This is a genomic window from Hungatella sp. SB206 (genome assembly GCF_051132295.1).
GTDB lineage: Bacteria > Bacillota > Clostridia > Lachnospirales > Lachnospiraceae > Hungatella > Hungatella effluvii.
The window spans coordinates 6,742,214-6,761,661 of sequence record NZ_CP096603.1 but is presented as its reverse complement, the minus strand read 5'-3'; the positions used below and the strand labels follow the sequence as shown (position 1 = coordinate 6,761,661).

Sequence of the window (19,448 nt, the reverse complement as noted above, 5' to 3'; positions counted from 1 at the left end):
CGTATGAGAATCAATCGTATGGCAAGCGTGCCCCTGCTGGTGCACGATCCCTATTATTCCATCTGGTCGCCGGCTGACTGTCTCTATGACACGGACACCGCTCACTGGAGCGGAAAGGAAAAACGGCTTTACGGCCACGTCACTGCGGATGGAGAACGCTTCCGCTTCCTGGGCGGAGAGGACGGCTGTCCGGTCATCCCCCAGACGAGCCTGGAGGTTACTCCGACCGCGACCACCTGTACCTTTGAAAATGAGAAGCTGAGGCTTTCCGTCCGTTTCCTGTCACCGCTTCTGCCGGAGGATCCGGTTCTGGTCTCCAGACCGTGTACCTACATCGATTTTACCGTAGAGAGGAAGCAGGAGGTCTCCGTGAAGATCAATTTTACCGTCACCGGCGACCTGGTCTTCGATACACCGGGGAAAATCATCGGCGGAAGCCATGAAAATGAGATGTATCATTTCCATTATGGTACTATGAGAAAGGCGTTTCAGACACCTTTAGGCCACAGCGGGGACCGGATTACCATAGACTGGGGTGATATGATTCTGGCTTCGGAGGACGAGGCCGTCACGATCATCTTCGATCCGGAGCACAGCCTGCTGAATGCGTCTGCGGAGCTGGGGACCGATCAGACGGCGTGTACGGTGATCGCCGCCTATGACGATCTGCTCTCCATCTTTTACTTCGGTTCCTGGCAGAAGGCCTATTGGACAACGAGGTATGAGACCATTTTCGACGCGGTTGGAGAGAGCTTCCGCGATCGGGAAGAGGTGACCGAAAAGGCGGAGGCATTTGACCGGAGTCTGGAGGAGCAGGCCAGGAATACAGGCGGGGCCGACTACATGTTTCTCTGCAGTATTTCTTACCGCCAGGTCATGGCAGCCCATAAGCTGATCGCGGACCAGGAGGGGAATCTAATCTTCCTTTCCAAGGAAAATGACTCCAACGGGTGTACGGGGACCGTCGATATCAGCTATCCATCCGCCCCCATGTTCCTGCTCTTTAATCCGGAATACGTGAAGGCCATGCTGCGTCCGGTCTTCCGTTTTGCCGGCTGTCCGGTGTGGAAGTACGACTTTGCGCCGCATGACGTGGGCCGGTATCCGTACGCGGCGGGCCAGGTCTATGGACTTAGAAAAGAAGGGGAGAACCGGGAATTCTGCTATGATAACGGCGCCATTTTCCCGTTTTACTACGAGTATCCCGCGGGGCTGTCCGTCTACGATGTGAGGGACCAGATGCCGGTGGAGGAATCCGGAAATATGATGATTTTGACGGCGGCGGTGTGTGAACTGGAACGCTCGGGGGCCTTTGCTGCGCCGTATTACGAGGTGCTGAAAACATGGGCCGGATATCTGCTCGCATACGGTGAAGATCCGGGAGAACAGCTCTGTACCGATGATTTTGCCGGCCATCTGGCTCACAACGTTAATCTGTCGGCCAAGGCGGTTATGGGAATCGAGGCATTCAGCAGAATCGCCGCCTGTCTCGGAGAGGAAGAGGAGGCGAAGCGGTACCATGAGGAAGCCGTGAGGATGGCACAGAGCTGGGAGACCCGCAGCGCCGCCGGCGATCACTACCGTCTGACCTTTGACTGTGAAGAGTCCTGGAGCCTGAAATACAATCTGGTGTGGGACCATTTCTTTGGAAGTGGCCTCTTCAAACCAGAGGTATTTGAGACAGAGACGGCGTTTTATCTGAAGAAACTCAGCACCTTCGGCGTGCCGTTAGACAGCCGGAAGACGTACACGAAGAGCGACTGGATTCTCTGGTGCGCCTCGTTTGCACCCGATCGGGAGGCATTTTACCGTCTGACAGCTCCGGTAGCGGAGTATGCCAGGTCCACAGAAGACCGGGTACCGTTTTCCGACTGGTACGATGCGGAGAGCGGGAGATACTGTCATTTTATAGGAAGAAGCGTTCAGGGCGGCTTATATATGCCGATGCTGATAGAGAAGAGGAAGAAAAAACAGGAGGCTTAAAGCATGAAAAAAGCGGTAATTAAGATTGACAGGGATTATAAAATCGGCCCGGTCGACAACCGGATCTACGGTAATTTCATCGAGCATATTGGCAGAGCGGTCTATGGCGGAATCTATGATCCGGGCCATCCGCTGGCGGATGATATGGGATTTCGAAAGGATGTGATCGCACTCACAAAGGAACTGAAGGTTCCCATTGTGCGGTATCCGGGCGGCAACTTCGTCTCCGGCTACAACTGGGAGGACGGAATCGGGCCGAAGGAGCTGCGGCCGAGAAGAACGGAGCTGGCATGGTTTGCCATCGAAGACAATCAGGTGGGGACGGATGAGTTCTGTGAGTGGAGCCGCCGTGCAGATACGGATGTGATGATGGCCGTGAACCTGGGGACGAGAGGCGCGGACGCCGCCCGCAATCTGGTGGAATACTGCAACTTCCCGGGAGGCACCTACTGGAGCGATCTGCGAATCAAAAACGGTTATTGCGATCCCCACGGTGTGAAGCTCTGGAATCTGGGAAATGAAATGGACGGCCCGTGGCAGATCGGCCACAAAACGGCAGAAGAGTACGGACGCGCGGCCTGCGAGACAGCCAAGGTCATGAAATGGGTGGACCCGTCAATTGAGCTGGTGGCCTGCGGAAGCTCCAACTCGGGTATGAACACGTGCTATGAGTGGGAGGCCACAGTGCTGGATCATACCTATGACTTTGTGGATTACGTTTCCATGCATCAGTACTACGGAAATGAAAAAAACGATACGCCCAGCTTCCTGGCCAATACCATGGATATGGACCGTTTTATCAACCACATCGTCTCTGTCTGCGACTACATACAGGCGAAGAAGCGCTCCAAAAAGGTTCTGAACATCTCCTTTGACGAGTGGAATGTCTGGTATCACGCATTTGAGGAGAATGCCAAAGCGGAGAAATGGAGAGAGAAACCGGCTTACAATGAGGATCAGTATAACTTCGAGGACGCCCTTTTAGTGGGCGGCATGATGATTACGCTCCTAAAGCACGCCGACAGGGTAAAGGTTGCCTGCATGGCTCAGCTGGTCAATGTCATCGCGCCGATCATGACGGAAAACGGCGGAAGAATCTGGAAACAGACCATCTACTACCCATACCTTCACACTTCTCTCTACGGCAGAGGAACAGCCTTAAATGTGCTGGTGGACGCTCCTAAGTACGACTGTAAGGAGTACACCGATGTGCCGGCTCTCGAGAGCATTGCAGTGGAGAGCGGGGATGGAGCATATGTGACCATATTCGCCATGAACCGCGGCGAGGATGACCTGGAAGTGACCTGCTGTCTGCGGGATTATCCGGGCTGCCGTGTGGAAGAGTTTATCACCATGGCGGGATACGATTTGAAGCAGTATAATACGGCGGACCAGCCGGACCGCGTGATTCCGCAGTCCTCCAGTGCCTATGAGATGGAGGGAGACTGCCTTACGGTTACGTTCTCGTCTTATTCCTGGAATGTTGTGAGGGTGAGAGTGGGGAAATAGATTTAATGAATTGAAGAAGTATCATAATTTACAAAGGCGGCAGCACCATATTCATATAATTGGTTCTGCCGTCTTTTAATCTTATCCTTTCTATTAAATGGTAAAAAATGGATATACCGGCAAAACGAAAAAAGCGGTCTTCTGTATGGTATAGTTATGATACCGGAATACAGAAAACTGCTTTTTATATCTTCGTCTGAATTCTGTCCATCACACATTTATGCTCTTTGTATATCTGTTGAATAATATGAATACTGCTGGATAATGGTTTGCTCAGATACTTATTTTTGTGATAGAGCAGGAGTGTTTTTCTGGTTCCCTGAAATTCCATGACAGGAAACACATGCAGTGATTCAAAACATTTTGGCTGAGTATCATACAAGTGCTTTAAAAGCATGGGGGTACTGAAAAATACACCATATCCTTCCGCGCAGAGAGATACAAGAGAGCTGGTCAGTGATGTTTTTATGCGCATAAACGGCGGTGTGCCATTCTGGACGAGCTTTGATACGATCGCCTCGTGCAGGCGGCTGGAGGCAGGATGTAAAAACATTGGAACATGGGAAAAATCGGATAAAGACACACCCTCCATAAAGGCTGTTTTACAGGCTGGATATTGATCACTGAAATATTTGCGGAGCAGCCCATCCGAGATAATCAGATATAGATCTTCCGTTTCCAAAGGGACGATTTCACATAAATCTGAATCAAAATACTCATATTTTGAGACGAGTGGGAGTGCAAGGTCAATCTCGTTATTTTTAACAGCCGCAGATAAATCAGGAGATGTTTTTTCAACCAGATGTATGGTCATGTTCGGATATTCGCTGGAAAAATGCGGAGTAAATTCGCAGACAAATGCTGTCGACCTGTTTGGCGGCAGTCCAATGGTAATTTCGCCAACAAATTCGTCCTGCATGGTAATAAACTGGTTCAGCAGCTGATTCTCCCGGTCTATAATATCTCGTGCTGCCTCCAAAAGCATCTGTCCGGAGGGCGTCAGCTTCAGAGATGGTTTGCGTTCAAAAAGTTGTACCTTATAGGTACTTTCGAGATGCTTGATGTGAAGACTTACAGCCTGCTGAGAAGTATAAAGAGCTTCAGCGGCCTTTGTAAAGCTCATTAGTTCCGTCACCTTGATAAAGCATTGAATATCGGTCATATTCATAATTAGGTTCTCCTTGCATAAAGACAAGTTTTTTGTTGTGACTTTGACAAAAAAAACAATATTTTCTTTTAATTTTAAACGAATTATAATGGAAATACAATAAAAATTTTTGTTGATAACAGAGAATGAGAAGGAGAAGATTATGATAGTCGGTTTTATCGGTTTTGGCGAAGCGGCATCGTCCATCGCGCTGGGGCTGCGCGGAGAAGGTATCGACAGAATGGTGTGCTATGATGCCATGCAGGATGATGAACGTATGAGTGAAATCATGAAGGAGAGGGTAGCAGCCTGTCAGGGAGAAAAAGTGGAGAGTGCTGCAGCGGTATGCCGGAAATCGGATGTGGTGATTTCAGCGGTTCCTTCCAACTATGCGGTATCCGCTGCTGAAGATGCAGCGGCGGGAATTAAAGAAGGACAGCTCTTTCTGGATGTGTCTACAGCGACACCTATAGAAAAGAAAACGATCAGTGAGATGGTAAAGGCCAGGGGAGGCCGGCTTATTGACGGAGCGATGATGGGGGCATTGCTAAAGAGTAAGCATCAGGTGCCGATGTTGTTGAGCGGCGATGGTGCGAAAGCCTTTCGGGATAAAATGGAGCCATACCATATGTGCCTGGAAGTCGTGGAGGGGGAGGCCGGGACTGCGACGAGTATTAAGTTCATACGCAGCATTACAGCAAAAGGACTTAGCTGTTTGCTGATTGAATCACTGCAGGCGGCACAGCGGTTTGGCGTGGAGCAGACGATTGTAGACTCGTTTGTGGATACTTTTGGGCCAGAATTCATTGGAATTATCAACGGATATGTCTCGGGGGCGATTATTCATGCGGAACGGCGTGAACATGAGCTGAAAAATGTTGTTGATTTCTTACAGAGTGAAATGCTGCCATATACAATGGCCGAAGCTACTCGGACAAAGCTGCAGTGGCTGGCCGATCATCATGTAAAGGATAACTTTGAATCCGGTGTTGCCCGTGATTGGAAAAAGGTATTGGAGGGATGGAAGCTGTAGCACATACCGGTAAACGTGTTCAAAAGGAGAAGTGAGTGATTTGATAAAGATTAATGTTCCGTTTAGAGACAAAGAATGCAGTCTCAAAGCTGGTGATCTGATTGAGATGAGCGGAAAAATATATTGCGGCTGTGATGCGGTACTTCCACATGTCGTGGAGCTGGCGAAGAGAGGGGGGCTATCGGAGCGCGGTATTGACCTGGAGGGGGCTGTAATTTTTCATACTGCTGTAAGCTGTGCCGGCATAGCGCCAACTACTACGAGTAAGCCGGAAATTGAGGGATCGATTATACCATTATCAGAAAAAGGAGCTAAGTTCCATCTTGGAAAAGGCAGGCTCCTTCCTGAGACCATTGAGGGTTTAAAAAAAAATAGGGCGTATTTTCTGATTACTCCGCCGGTATCTGCATTACTGACTGCTTCGATGAGTGAATGCCGCGCGGTACTGCATCCGGAATTTGGGATGGAAGCATTCTATGAGATCACGGTAAAAGATTTTCCGGCAATTGTTGCAGTGGCTGACGGAGAAAGTGTTTTTTCGAATTAGGGGGGCATATGGTATTTTTAAATAAAGTGACAGATGATGTCGCTCGGATGGTGGTAGATGCAAGCTCTCACTGGCGAGACGATCAGGTTGCCTGCTGGAAACAGGCATGTGCAGAGGAAGAGATTCCACATGCAAAATGGGCAATGGAAAATTTTATTAAAAATGCAGCTGTTGCAGATAAAAAACATTGTGCATTATGTGATGACACAGGGACGCCGCACCCGTTTCTGGAAATTGGAGATGAAGCCGTCCTTCCGGCTGGATTTTTGGCGGCAATGGAAGAGGGGATTAGAAAGGGATTAAATGACCTGCCGGCGCGTCCGATGGGAGTATGCGGAGACGAATTAGAGCGCATTTCACAGTGCAAAGGCCTATATGACGAGCCTGGTATGTTAAAACCCGCTCCTACACAAATCCGCCGTATGGCGGGAAGTAAAATTCGTTTCACCGTCCTGATGCTTGGAGGAGGACCAGAGATCAGGAGCAGAACCCAGGCTTTATTTCACATGCATTCTCTGGATCATGTAGTTGAGGAGATGATTGCATGGGCGGTTCCGCAGGTAGCAGCGCTTGGATGCCAGCCGTGTACACTGTCATTTGGCCTTGGGCGTACGGCTGTGGAAGCCTCTTCACTCTCTCTTGAGGCAATGAAAGACGGACGCTATGATATGCAGAGTGAGATAGAGAAACGCATCACGGACGCAGTCAACGGAAAGGGGATTGGACCGATCGGTTTGGGTGGTGCCAGTTCGGTGCTTGCTACATTTATTAAAATTGGAGACATGCGTGCGAGCGGCTTCCGGGTGGTTTCGATGCGCCCGAACTGCTGTATGGAGATTCGTAAAGCATCCTGTGAATGGGAGACTTTATGATAACGGAAACAAAGTCACTGCACTAAGCTCGTGAAAGACCTCACTAAGTGCCAGTGACATGTATCGCACGTAAGCGGCTAAAAGACAGCCGCTAAGTGCTCATAACAAGGAGGAGAGTATGAGAGAACTAATTCAAGGGGCATATGATCTTCATGTGCATACAGCCCCGGATGTGCTGCCAAGAAGACTCGACGATTTCGAGATGGCACAGCGGGTAATGGACAGTGGGATGGCTGGATTTGCAATGAAGTCTCATTACTTTTGTACGGGAGAACGCGCTGCAATGACCAGGAAGCTTTATCCCGCATGCGATGCAGTGGGGACAATTACACTAAATGGTTCGGTAGGGGGAATCAATCCTGCAGCTGTGGAGATGGCAGCACGCGCTGGTACGAAGCTTGTCTGGTTTCCAACCAGTGATTCTGCGCATGAGCAAAATCTTACATTGGGTGGAGACCGGAATCCGGATAAAAAACTTCCGTACTGGGCGCAGGTAGTTCTGCAGATGCGTGAAGAGGGAATTGACAATCCTGTTATCCGCGTGGTCGGTGAAGACGGGAGGCTGACAGAAGCGACGCATCAGGTTCTGGAGGTGATTGCAAGACATCAAATGATCCTGGCAACGTCGCATCTTTCACATGAGGAGACATTTGCTCTTGTAAGGGCGGCGAAAGAACACCGGGTAGAGCATATTATTATTACACATGTGGACTTCCCAACCACATTTTACACGGTAGAAGAACAAATGGAACTGCTGCGCTGCGGTGCTTATATGGAACATTGTTTTGTTACATACAATTCTGGAAAAGTAGCCTTTGAAGTAGTGTTGGAACAGATACGTGCGATTGGAGCCAGCCATATCATTCTCTCTACGGATTTAGGACAGAAAACAGGAATATATCCGGATGAGGGTCTGGAGCAGTTTGTGACATGCCTGTATGATCGGGGTATTTCAGAAGGGGATATAAAGAAAATGACAAGTCATAATCAGCGGATACTGCTAGGAAAAGCATAACTGACATCACACGCAGTATTTATTACAGAGAGAACAGGGGGTTTCAAATGAAGAGAAAAAATACAGGTTTGGCGATGCTGGTGTTGGCAGCTGTTTTCATGACTGCGGCATGCAGCCCGACAGGTGTAAACAGTACAACGGGGAAATCCGGCAGTACGGCGGCCGAAGGTGCTTCAAGTGGCGGAACACATTATGACCTGACACTGGGAACCGCGGCCAGTACTGGTACTTATTATGTTGTCGGCGCTGCAATTGCTAATGAAGTCAATACAAAGAATCCCGACTTAACGGTTGTGGCACAGACTACAAATGGAGGGGTGGAGAATGTAAACCTTTGTATGTCAGGAGAGATGGATCTTGGCATGACAAATGCAGATGCTGCCTACTGGTCATCGCATGGCGGCGGCAGTGGTTTTTATGAAATCTATGCAGAACCAGGCAATGTAAAAGGCGTTATGCGTCTGTATGAGAGCCAGGGGCATATGATTACAACGGCAAATTCAGGCATAGAGACGTATGAGGATTTAAGGGGCAAGACAGTTTGTCTTGGACCGCCAAGCAGTACGATTCCCGCTATGTCTATCGCAATTTTGGAAGCCTACGGTATCAATACTGATTCGGATATCAAAGCGGTTTACTACTCCATTGACGAGGGGCTCGAGAAACTGACGGATGGTGTGATTGATGCTACATTTTTTGTCGCCTCGGCACCAGCATCTGGTCTTACGAGTGCTTCTGCTACCTCTGATTTAAAGTTTGTTGACGCAGGAGAGGAGATCCTTAAGCAGGTAGTAGAGAAGTACCCATACTATACCGCTGCGACTACAAAAGAGGGGGCATATCCAAATATGAATTCCGTGAGTACACTGAAAATATATACGGAAATCATTGCATCCGGAGATGTTCCTGAAGAGGCGGTCTATCAATTTGTGAAAGGGGCACTGGAAGGACAGCCTGATTATGTAGACGCACATGTGGCATGTCAGGAAATAAATGCGGAGACTGCAGCTTCTGCGGCGGCCAAACTGCATCCTGGTGCGGCGCGTTACTACAGGGAGCTGGGATTGATTGACTAGAGCGTTAACTTGTGAAAGGAATTGTTTATGACAGAAAAATTAAAACACCAGAAGATGGTAGATATGATCGCACTTGGCATGTCTGTAGTACTTTGCCTGTTCCATATGTTTTCTGCCTCCTACGGAACTTGGACCTCCTACGTCCTGGCGGCGGTTCACTGGGGCTTTATTGGAAGTTATATTGTGCTCAGGAAGCCCACAAAACTTAAGTATATCGGACCAGTGTACGATGCCGTTATTATTATGCTGACGATTTATACCTGTTATCATCAGGTTGCCATGCAGGAGCGTCTGGTCACGCAGGCAGGACTTTATACCACAGAGGATATCATTGTAGCGGTAATAGCTGTACTGCTTGTGCTGGAAGTCGGACGGCGGGCTGTAGGGAAGATTCTCCCTTTAATCGGGGTTGCGTTTCTTCTGTACTGCTATTTTGGGAATATGGTACCAGGGCTGATGAAGACAACCAGGTTTACAGTGAACCGAATTGCGATTTTTATCTATACCTCCAGTGATGGAATCTTTGGACAGACCCTGTACGTGAGTGCGAAGTATATATTCCTGTTCATTTTGTTCGGGAGCATTCTGGAACTTACAGGCGCCGGCGCATTTTTCGTGGATCTGGCATTTGCGTTTGTGGGTAAGGCGAGGGGAGGCCCGGCACAGGCTGCGGTTTATTCCAGTATGCTGATGGGAACTATCAATGGTTCAGGGGCCGCAAATGTAGTAACGACAGGTACCTTTACCATACCACTGATGAAAAAAATTGGCATTCGGCCGAGTACTGCGGGCGCCATAGAGGCAGTTGCATCGTCTGGCGGCCAGATTATGCCGCCGGTTATGGGGGCTGTGGCATTTCTGATGGCTGAGATGACAGGGATCGACTATGCCAAGATTGCATTGGCGGCGTTGGTTCCGGCAATTCTTTATTATATGACATTGTCATTGTCAGTATATTTGATTGCCCGCAGAGATAATATTGCGGCCGGCAATCCTGAGGATATTAAAAAACCGTGCGAGGTATTGAAAGAGGGCTGGTTGTTTATTGTTCCTTTGTTTGTACTGGTGGCACTTATCATTTCAGGCATGAGTGTTCAATTATCTGCGTTTTACAGTATTATCGTAACATTAATTGTTGGTTTTATTAAAAACCGCAGGAATATGACTGTTGGAAATATATTAGGAGCCTGCGAGAATTCGGTGAAAAGTATCGCCCCGGTAGCGGCTGCATGTATATTGGCAGGTATCATCATGGGCTCCATGAGTCTTACCGGTTTTGGACTTAAGATCAGCAGCCTGATCGAAATGATATCCGGAGGAAATTTATTGTTTGCACTATTGCTTTCCATGGCAGCCAGCCTTCTGCTTGGTATGGGACTTCCGACATCGGCGGCATATATGGTATTGGCGGTATTGGTTGCTCCTGTATTGCTGAACCTTGGAGTGAGTAAAATGGCGGCACATTTGTTCTTGCTGTATTTCGGCGCGATTTCTACAATTACACCTCCTGTTGCACTGTCGGTATTTGCTGCTTCCGGAATATCAGGGGCGGGGGTATGGGAAACTGGCTGGGATGCGCTGAAGCTTGCATCAACCGGATTTATTATTCCATTTATCTTTGCCTTTGATAATAGTCTGCTGCTGATGGGAAATCCGGGAATGATTGTGATTGCAGTAGTCACCGCAGTCATAGGCTGCATGATTTTGTCAGTGGCAGTGTCGGGATGGCTGGTACATAATTTGAATGTAGGTACAAGACTGCTTTTGCTGGTTGCGGGTGTGTGTATGATTATTTCAAATCCGTTATGGATTAATGCGGCAGGTTTGGCGCTTGCCGTTATCGTAATAGTTACGGTTTTAAGAGCAAATCAAAAGAATACAAAAACTGAGGGGGTATGTTAATTATGAAAAATTATTATGAGTTACCGGAATTAATTTCTGAAGATCTTATTGAGCGCGCATCTAAGCTGAGCTCAGCAAATATTTGTGATGGTCTAAGCAAGCTTGGACTTCTTGCGGGCCGTTGTATGAGCGGACAGATTAAACCGGTTTCAGATAAAATGAGTGTTGTCGGGACCGCTTGTACTGTGGAAACAAAAGATGGTGACAATCTGCCGCTGCATGTTGCAATTTATAACTGCAGGCCCGGATACGTAATTGTTGTAAGTGGAAAGGCCTTTGAAGAGAGGGCTTATATGGGTGACTTGATGGGCGGCGCGGCAGAGGCAATCGGTGTGTCAGGTATTATCGTCGACGGATATATACGTGACAAGACAGGTCTTGATGAAATCGGAATGCCGATGTTCAGCAGAGGTTATAAGCCGGCGAGTCCGGCAAAAAAAGGACCAGGAGGATTAAATATCCCGGTCGAATGTGGCTCTGTCCTGGTAAACCCGGGAGATTTAATTGTTGGAGATTATGACGGAGTGGTGGTTGTACCGAGAGAAAAAATAAAAGAAGTTTTAGAGGCGGCAGAAGTAAAAGTTGCTTACGAGGAAAAAAGGATGGCCGCTATCAATGAGTACAGGAGATGCAAGACAGAAGGTTCTGATTTGCCGGATTTGACACCTGCATGGGTTAAAGAAATGATGGAACAGAAACGGGAGGCGTAATTATGCCGCGAATTCAGATTCAAATGCTTAAGGGACGAACAGCAGAGCAAAAACGGCGACTTGCTAAAGGTGTAACAGAAGCGGCGTCGGAAGCGCTTGGAATATCACAGGAGCGCATTTCACTCATTATGCTGGAGGTGGAAGAAGACCAACTGGCACACGGTGGCCTGTTATGGTGCGACAGAGAGGTGAAGCCTCCGATTTAATGATGGGGATAATACCTGTTTTCCTTTTTTATGGGGAGTGCAATTAAATTTGTCCGTTTCGGCTGGAATAATGACTCTGCCCTTGTGTTTCCACATGGAACAGGATATAATTTTTATATCGTATGTGGTGTGTAAGGAGGATTTCAATGCAGAAAAAGCCTTTGCCTGTAGGAATTGATGATTTTGAAAAGTTAATTAGAAATAATTACTACTATGTAGATAAAACTCTTTTTATCAAGGACCTGCTTGATAAAAAGGGGGAGGTAAATTTGTTTACCCGGCCGAGAAGGTTTGGCAAGACCTTAAATCAAAGCATGATCCGCTTCTTTTTTGAGAATACCGGAAGCCTGGAAGGAAATGAAGCGAATCAGGCCCTTTTCAAGGATCTGCAGATCATGAAGCAGGGAGATCGTTATACGCAGGAGATGAGCAGTTATCCGGTTATCAGTCTGTCTCTTAAATCCTCTAAGCAGCCGGATTGGGAATTGGCCTATGGCTGTTTGAAGGAGGAGATAGGAAGAGAATACTTAAGACACCGGATTGTGCTTGATTCTTTGAAGGTACCAGAGCAGAAAAGAAGATATGAGGATATTATGAATCTGAGTGGAAGCCAGCAGGACTTTGCCACATCGATTCGCTTTCTTTCCGAGTGTCTGTATCAACACTGGGGGAGAAAAGTCATCATTCTGATTGATGAGTATGATGTACCGCTTGAAAATGCCTGGTTTTCAGGATTTTATGATAATATGATAGGATTTATCCGATCGGTGTTTGAATCTGCGCTTAAGACGAATCCCTGTCTGGAATTTTCTGTTGTTACAGGCTGTTTGAGAATTACAAAGGAATCTATATTTACTGGACTGAATAATTTGAAAATGATTTCTATATTAAGCCGTTCCTATGATGAGTACTTTGGTTTTACTCAGAAGGAAGTTGACCGAATGCTGCAGTATTATAATCTTGATACGAAAAGGGATCAGATTAAACAGTGGTATGACGGGTATATGTTCGGTGATACAGAAGTCTATAATCCCTGGAGTGTGGCAAACTATGTGGATGCACTGACTGTTTTTACCGATGAACTGCCGACGCCTTACTGGGCAAATACAAGCTCCAACAGCATTGTTCGCAGTCTGGTAGAACGGGCGGATATCTCTGTAAAGGAAGAACTGGAGATTCTGTTAGCCGGCGGAACGATAGAAAAACCTGTCCACGAAGAAATTACGTATGACAGCGTATACGATTCAGAGGATAACTTATGGAATTTTCTGTTTTTTACGGGGTATTTAAAACAGATATCCAGGAAGATGGAGAATGAAACCCAATACCTGACAATGGCGGTTCCAAATCTGGAAGTTAAGTATATTTTTAATAATACAATCACCAAATGGTTTCGCGATCAGATAAAAGTAAAAGATTTATCGCAAATGTATGCGGCCATGCTGGAAGGGGATGCCGATCAGTTTCAGGCAGAGTTATCCGGCCTGCTTCAGGAGAGCATCAGCTATATGGATACCCAGGAAGCTTTTTATCATGGCTTCATGATGGGTGTATTAAATAATCTAAGGGATTATCTGGTAAAGTCGAACCGTGAGAGTGGAAATGGGCGTCTGGATATACTGGTACGCAGCCACAATGTGTCAAAAACGCCAGTCATCATGGAACTGAAAGTATCCGAGACCTATAAAGGCATGGAAAATGCCTGTGACACAGCAATGCAGCAGATTGAAGAAAAAAAGTATGATTCCAGCCTGCCTGAGGAGGGATACACCGATGTTCTGCTCTATGGCATTGCATTCTTCAGGAAGCAGTGCAGAATTAAGGTACATCGCAAACGATTTTAAAAAGTACCAGTTCAGACGGCGGGAAAATTATGATTGCGTAAGGACATATGGAACTGCAGTTTCGCTTTGTAGAGGAAACTGCAGTTCCTGTTTTTTAACAGATAATATTCCCAATCTGCGCTCTAATTTAAAGCGTACTTCCGGCTTTCTGCTTGACGCACAGTGGAAAAAAAGATATACTTTCATTAACGTTAATGGAAAGGAAGTACATCATGAAAAGAACCATATTTGGAGCAGCAGAAGGAGCGCAGGAAGTCAGCCTTTTTACACTGAAAAACAGAAACGGCATGGAGATCACCATGTCGGATTTAGGAGCTGTGCTGACCAGAGTTATCGTGCCGGACCAGGAGGGCCATCCGCGCGACGTAGTATTGGGATACGAGAGCCCGGAGGAGTACCGGAAGAATACGAATACATATTTCGGCTCAACAGTAGGGAGAAATGGTAACAGGCTGGAAGGCGCCGCAGTCACACTGGAAGGGAAAGTCTATCATATGACGCCCAACGAAGGGGAGAACAATCTTCACAGCGGCCCTGATGGATATCAGATCCGTATGTGGGACGTGAAGGAGACGGCAGAGGACAGAAATGAGGTTACGTTTGTCCTGGAGAGCCCCGACGGTGACCAGGGCTTCCCGGGTAACTTAAAGCTGGAGGTCACCTATGCGCTGACCGATGAGAATGAGATCCGCATCACCTATAAAGGCGTGTCGGATGCAGAGACTGTCTTTAACCCGACGAATCACAGCTATTTTAATTTAGGCGGCCACGACAGCGGCACGATTTTGAACCATGTGCTGACTCTGATGGCAGATTCCTATACGCCGGTCAGAGATTCCGCCTCGATTCCCACCGGTGAGAAGGCGGATGTGACGGGGACACCCATGGATTTCCGACAGGGGAAAGCGATTGGCCTCGATATCGATGCAGATTTTCAACAGTTACAGTATACCGGAGGATATGATCACAATTTCGTAATCAATCAGAATGCCGTTACAGACGATACCACCACAGGTCTTTATAGAGCCGCTGTCGTTGTCTGTTCTGAGAGTGGGATTACCATGGAAGTGGATACGGACAGACCGGGTGTCCAGCTGTACGCAGGGAATTTCCTGAAAGAGGAGCCTGGAAAGGGCGGCGTGAAGTACGGAAAAAGATGTGGATTCTGCCTTGAGACCCAGTATTTTCCCAATGCAGCCAATGAACCGGCTTTTGCATCTCCCATCATAAAGGCCAATGAGCCGTGCGTGACGGAGACCGTATACCGCTTTAAAAGCCAGGGGCTTAAACAGGGCGGAGAAGGCAGATGAAGAAGAGAAGACCGGCCGTCACGTTAAAGGATATTGCTGCGAAGACCGGTTACAGCGTCAATACGGTTTCTAGGGCGCTGAGGGATAAAGACGATATCGCAGCCCCGACAAGAGAGATGATTCAGAAGACTGCGCAGGAAATGGGACATGTAAGCAACACGCTGGCGGCTTCCCTGCGTCTGGGATATACGAATACCATCGCGGTGATTTTAGGAGACATCTCCAATCCTCATTTTTCCATTATGATGAAGGAGATCGAGGGCCATGCGTGGAAAGCCGGATACACCTCCATTCTGTTTAACACCAATGAGAATGAGGAGCTGGAGCTGGCGGCGATTCAGTCCGCCCTCAATAAAAATGTGGACGGCATTATCATCTGTCCGGCGCAGAAGACACCGGACAACTTAACTTATTTAAAAGAGTCGGGCGTTCCCTTTGTGCTGATCGGGCGCCGTGACGAGGCATACAGCTACGTGGTCTGCAACGATGAACTGGGCGGGTATCAGGCGACGAAGGAATTACTCTCGGCCGGCCACCGGGATATTCTGCTCCTTCATGGGGCCACCTATATATCCAGCGCCAGGGAGCGTCTGGAGGGCTACTGCCGGGCGTTTCGCGAGGAGGGGGTTCCCGTGAATGAGCGGCTGATCCGCCAGGTTCCGGTGGTTTCCGACGGATGCGAGGCTGTTTTGACGGACTTAGAGAACGAGGGACAGGAGTATACTGCGATCTTTGCCTTCAGCGACATGCTGGCCTGGGAGGCCTGGTGCTGTCTGTTAAAACGCGGCAAAATGGTGCCAAAAGACTGTTCCATCATTGGCTTCGACCATATTGAGTCGCGGTTAAAGCTGCCCCTGGGCCTGACCTCTGTCAGCTCCTATAAGGGCAGGATGTCCGCCATGGCCGCACAGATTCTGGTGGAACAGATACAGGGAAGTGCAGAGATCAGGCAGGCGGTGATCGATACAGCGATTGCGGCGGGCGAGACGGTCAGAAATAGAAACGAGTATAATTAGGCGAGGACAAATAAATGGGGATTATGCATTCGGAATACAGAGACAGAATCAATCATTGGATCAGGACCCTGAAGGAAGATTTTTATACCCCGGCAGGTACGCTTGACTGGGAAGTATTTAAGACGATGGAGCAGCTGAGCTTTGAGGAAGCCGGCGAAAGAACGTATGAGAGGGTGGAACCCGGCTATACCTGGGGAGATACCTACGAATATGCGTGGTTCCGCACAAAACTCACGCTGCCGGAAGAAACTGCCGGAAAGAGAATTGTACTGAACTTATGTCCGGGCGGAGAATCTACGGTGTTTGTGAATGGCTCGGTGTTTGGCACGTACCGGGCTGACTGGGTGAAACAGCCCCACCATTTTCTGGTGGATAATACACTGACCCGGGAGGCGAAACCGGGAGACGTATTTGAGATCTGCATGGAGACATACGCCGGCCATTTCTACGCAGAAGCCCAGGACAGCGGCTGTTCCACCGGTCCGGTTCTTCCCGGACTTTACAGGGACGAGCTGGCTGAGGGAGCCAGAAGGACGCTGGGAGAAGGAACCTATGGAATCTGGGATGAAGACGCATACCAGCTTTTTATGGATGTGGAGACACTTTCCAGCCTGCTTAAGACCCTGGATGAGGATTCCCTGCGGGCGGCCAGAGTCGCGGAGGCGCTGGAACAATTCACACGGCTTGTGGATTTTGAGCAGGAGAAGGAGGCCAGGAGCCGGGATTACCGGAAAGCCCGCGCCATGCTGGAGCCGGTGCTTTCCGCTGTCAATGGTTCCACGATGCCGGTATTTTCCGCGATTGGAAACGCCCATCTCGATCTGGCATGGCTGTGGCCCATGGCGGAGACCTACCGGAAGACGGCCAGGACATTTGCGGCACAGCTGCGTCTGATGGAGGAGTATAAAGACTACAAATTTATCCAGAGCCAGCCGGCGTGTTATGAGATGTGCCGGAAATACTACCCGGAGCTGTTTGAGGAGATCCGAAAAGCGGTGAAAAACGGCCAATGGATCGCTGAAGGAGCCATGTGGGTGGAGCCGGATACGAATATGGCGGGCGGTGAGGCGCTGATCCGCCAGCTTCTGTACGGCAAGGCATACTATAAAGAAATGTTTGACGTGGACAGCAGGATGCTCTGGCTGCCGGATACCTTTGGCTACACTGCGGCGCTTCCTCAGATTCTGAGAAAATGCGGCGTCGATTATCTGGTCACGCAGAAGATCTTCTGGTCCTACAACGAAGGCGAGCAGTTCCCCTACCACTATTTTTCATGGAGAGGAATGGACGGAAGCGAGATAGAAGCCTTCCTTCCTACCAACTACACGTATTATACGTCCCCGGAAGAGATGAACACCGTGTGGAAGAAGCGGGTTCAGAAGCGGGATCTGGATACGTTCCTGATTCCGTACGGCTACGGAGACGGGGGCGGCGGTCCGACCAGAGATCACATCGAGTTCATAGAGCGTCAGAAGGATTTAGAGGGCGGTGTCCGCATCGAGATGGAGAACCCGGTCGATTACTTTGAACGCATGGAGAGCCGGGGGGGCCCGGCCAATACGTATGTGGGAGAACTGTATTTTACGGCCCACCGCGGCACCTACACTTCACAGGCCGCCATCAAAAAATGGAACCGGAGAGCAGAACTCACCATGAGAGACTTAGAACTGTGGGCGTCCGCCGCCGTATCCATGGCAGCAGGGCACGGCACAGAGCGCATTTCCGGGAACAATACGGAAAATGCCGCGGGCAGCGCTTACCAGTACCCCGCAGAGCAGACGGAACGCTTATGGAAGGAAACACTGCTGAACCAGTTCCATGATATTCTCCCCGGCTCCAGTATCCACCGGGTATACGAGGAAGCGGAGCGGTCTCTTGGCCGCGTCTGTGAGGAAGCGGAAAAACTCTGTGGAGAAGCGGTTTCAAGTCTTATAAAAGAGGGCGATGGAATTACCGTGTTTAACTCCCTTTCCTTCCCGCGCATCTGCCTGATCGATGTTCCGGAGGAGTATGAAAAAGGGTGCAGGACTCTGGAGGGAGAGACAATCCCTGTGTATACCGATGGAAAAACAGTTACTGCCAGAGTGGCAGTTCCGCCGATGGGAGCGGTTACGGTTGTTCCATGCGAATGCGATGAGACAATACCTGGGGCGGTGAAAGAGACAGCACCCGCGGCGGTGAAAGAGACCGGATCCGTTCCAGCCCCATTCCCAACTCTGGCCGTAGTCATACCACAGGGGGACGGCTTCGTGATGGAAAATGACCGGCTCCGGGTAACCCTTGCCTCCAACGCGGAGATCACCTCCTATGTGCTGAAGGAGAGCGGAAGAGAATTTGCCAGGACACCGATGAACCATTTCCGCCTGTTTAAAGACGTGCCGAGAAAATTCGACGCCTGGGATATCGATTCCAATTATGCGGAACAGGAAATCGAGGGCGCCTTCGATGTGCACGTAGAGATTGTCTGCGCCGCAGGCGCCAGAGCAGTCCTGAGGGCGGCAGGAAAGATTGGCAGTTCTTCGTTCCGCCAGGATATCACTCTGGCAGTGGGAGAAAGCAGGGTAGAATTTGCGACAGAAGTTGACTGGCGTGAACTGCACAGGCTGTTGAAGGTCAGTTTCCCTACTGTTTTATATGGAGAGTATGGGATCAATGAGATGCAGTTTGGCTATGTGGAGCGCCCGATGCACCGGTCCAGGGCGTATGATAAAGACCGGTTCGAGGTGTGCAACCATCGGTACAGCGCCGTGTGTGACGGCGGCAATGGCTTCGCTGTCTTAAATGACTGTAAGTACGGAATCAGCATGGAGGACGGAGCACTGGAGCTGACGCTTCTACGCGCGGGAGCCTGCCCGGATATGCGGGCGGATAACCGGATTCATACCTTTACGTATGGAGCGGCGGCATGGAATGGAAGCTTCCATGAGAGCGATGTGGTCAGACAGGGGTATGAGATGAATGTAGCACCTCTTGTCGTAAACGGAAGAACAGATACTTTCTCATTGGCAGAGACCGGATCAGACCACGTGGTAATCGAGGCCGTGAAGCTTGCAGAGGATGGAAGCGGAGATGTAGTTTTCCGGCTTTATGAATGCAAGAAACGGATGGATTCAGCCGCTGTAAAGATCAATCTTCCGGTGAAATCCGCATGGCTGTGCGATATGCTGGAGAATAAGGAAGAGGAAGCCGCTGTGAGGGACGGCGTCATCAATCTGGACTTCAAGGCATTTGAGATAAAAACAGTGAGAATTGCTTTAAAATAATGGAAACAGGAGGCA

General features: G+C 49.1%; 15 protein-coding genes. 14 read left to right on the top strand and 1 reads right to left on the bottom strand.

From position 1 onward, the window contains the following. The first annotated feature begins 3 nt into the window (after positions 1-3). Both M1L66_RS30085 and M1L66_RS30080 read left to right on the top strand, forming a co-directional pair. Positions 4-1,983 carry a glutaminase domain-containing protein gene (locus tag M1L66_RS30085; RefSeq protein ID WP_434689299.1) on the top strand — a complete coding sequence of 660 codons (1,980 nt, stop codon included), beginning with the start codon at positions 4-6 and terminating at the stop codon, positions 1,981-1,983. A gap of 3 nt (positions 1,984-1,986) precedes the next feature. Beyond that, positions 1,987-3,492, top strand: a complete 1,506-nt coding sequence (locus tag M1L66_RS30080; RefSeq protein ID WP_434689297.1) for an alpha-N-arabinofuranosidase — start codon at positions 1,987-1,989, stop codon at positions 3,490-3,492. Between the two features lie 184 nt (positions 3,493-3,676). On the opposite strand, the gene M1L66_RS30075 is transcribed toward M1L66_RS30080, so the two are convergent. After that, the gene (locus tag M1L66_RS30075; RefSeq protein WP_187020361.1) at positions 3,677-4,846 is read right to left on the bottom strand and encodes a LysR family transcriptional regulator; all 1,170 of its coding nucleotides are present in this window, start codon (positions 4,844-4,846) and stop codon (positions 3,677-3,679) included. Here M1L66_RS30075 and M1L66_RS30070 point away from each other — a divergent pair. The 12 genes from M1L66_RS30070 to M1L66_RS30015 all read left to right on the top strand — a co-directional run bounded on the left by M1L66_RS30070 (position 4,803) and on the right by M1L66_RS30015 (position 19,433). Continuing rightward, entirely contained in the window at positions 4,803-5,672 is an 870-nt protein-coding gene (locus tag M1L66_RS30070) for a DUF1932 domain-containing protein (protein ID WP_434689295.1), read from the top strand. The genes M1L66_RS30075 and M1L66_RS30070 overlap by 44 nt on opposite strands. 31 nt (positions 5,673-5,703) lie before the next feature. Further along, a complete protein-coding gene (locus tag M1L66_RS30065) occupies positions 5,704-6,219 on the top strand; it encodes a fumarate hydratase C-terminal domain-containing protein (protein ID WP_434689293.1) in 516 nt (171 codons plus the stop codon). Between the two features lie 8 nt (positions 6,220-6,227). Next, on the top strand, positions 6,228-7,091 hold the full coding sequence (locus tag M1L66_RS30060) for a fumarate hydratase (protein ID WP_187020356.1): 864 nt from the start codon (positions 6,228-6,230) through the stop codon (positions 7,089-7,091). A gap of 118 nt (positions 7,092-7,209) precedes the next feature. Continuing rightward, positions 7,210-8,106 carry a DUF6282 family protein gene (locus M1L66_RS30055; protein WP_434689292.1) on the top strand — a complete coding sequence of 299 codons (897 nt, stop codon included), beginning with the start codon at positions 7,210-7,212 and terminating at the stop codon, positions 8,104-8,106. Between the two features lie 47 nt (positions 8,107-8,153). Next, entirely contained in the window at positions 8,154-9,182 is a 1,029-nt protein-coding gene (locus M1L66_RS30050; protein ID WP_434689290.1) for a TAXI family TRAP transporter solute-binding subunit, read from the top strand. 27 nt (positions 9,183-9,209) lie between these two features. After that, positions 9,210-11,084 (top strand): TRAP transporter permease, encoded by a 1,875-nt coding sequence (locus M1L66_RS30045; RefSeq protein ID WP_187020351.1) that lies wholly within the window; start codon positions 9,210-9,212, stop codon positions 11,082-11,084. A gap of 2 nt (positions 11,085-11,086) precedes the next feature. Then, the gene (locus M1L66_RS30040) at positions 11,087-11,794 is read left to right on the top strand and encodes an RraA family protein (RefSeq protein ID WP_434689287.1); all 708 of its coding nucleotides are present in this window, start codon (positions 11,087-11,089) and stop codon (positions 11,792-11,794) included. A gap of 2 nt (positions 11,795-11,796) precedes the next feature. Continuing rightward, complete coding sequence (locus M1L66_RS30035) at positions 11,797-12,000, top strand: 2-hydroxymuconate tautomerase (protein ID WP_006774379.1); 204 nt, start codon at positions 11,797-11,799, stop codon at positions 11,998-12,000. Between the two features lie 146 nt (positions 12,001-12,146). Beyond that, on the top strand, positions 12,147-13,844 hold the full coding sequence (locus M1L66_RS30030) for an AAA family ATPase (protein ID WP_434689284.1): 1,698 nt from the start codon (positions 12,147-12,149) through the stop codon (positions 13,842-13,844). Positions 13,845-14,056: 212 nt separating this feature from the next. Further along, entirely contained in the window at positions 14,057-15,154 is a 1,098-nt protein-coding gene (locus M1L66_RS30025; protein WP_434689282.1) for an aldose epimerase family protein, read from the top strand. Further along, positions 15,151-16,170 (top strand): LacI family DNA-binding transcriptional regulator, encoded by a 1,020-nt coding sequence (locus tag M1L66_RS30020; protein ID WP_434689280.1) that lies wholly within the window; start codon positions 15,151-15,153, stop codon positions 16,168-16,170. The genes M1L66_RS30025 and M1L66_RS30020 overlap by 4 nt, the downstream gene beginning before the upstream one ends. Before the next feature lie 14 nt (positions 16,171-16,184). Then, complete coding sequence (locus M1L66_RS30015) at positions 16,185-19,433, top strand: alpha-mannosidase (RefSeq protein ID WP_434689278.1); 3,249 nt, start codon at positions 16,185-16,187, stop codon at positions 19,431-19,433. The last annotated feature ends 15 nt before the right edge of the window (positions 19,434-19,448 follow it).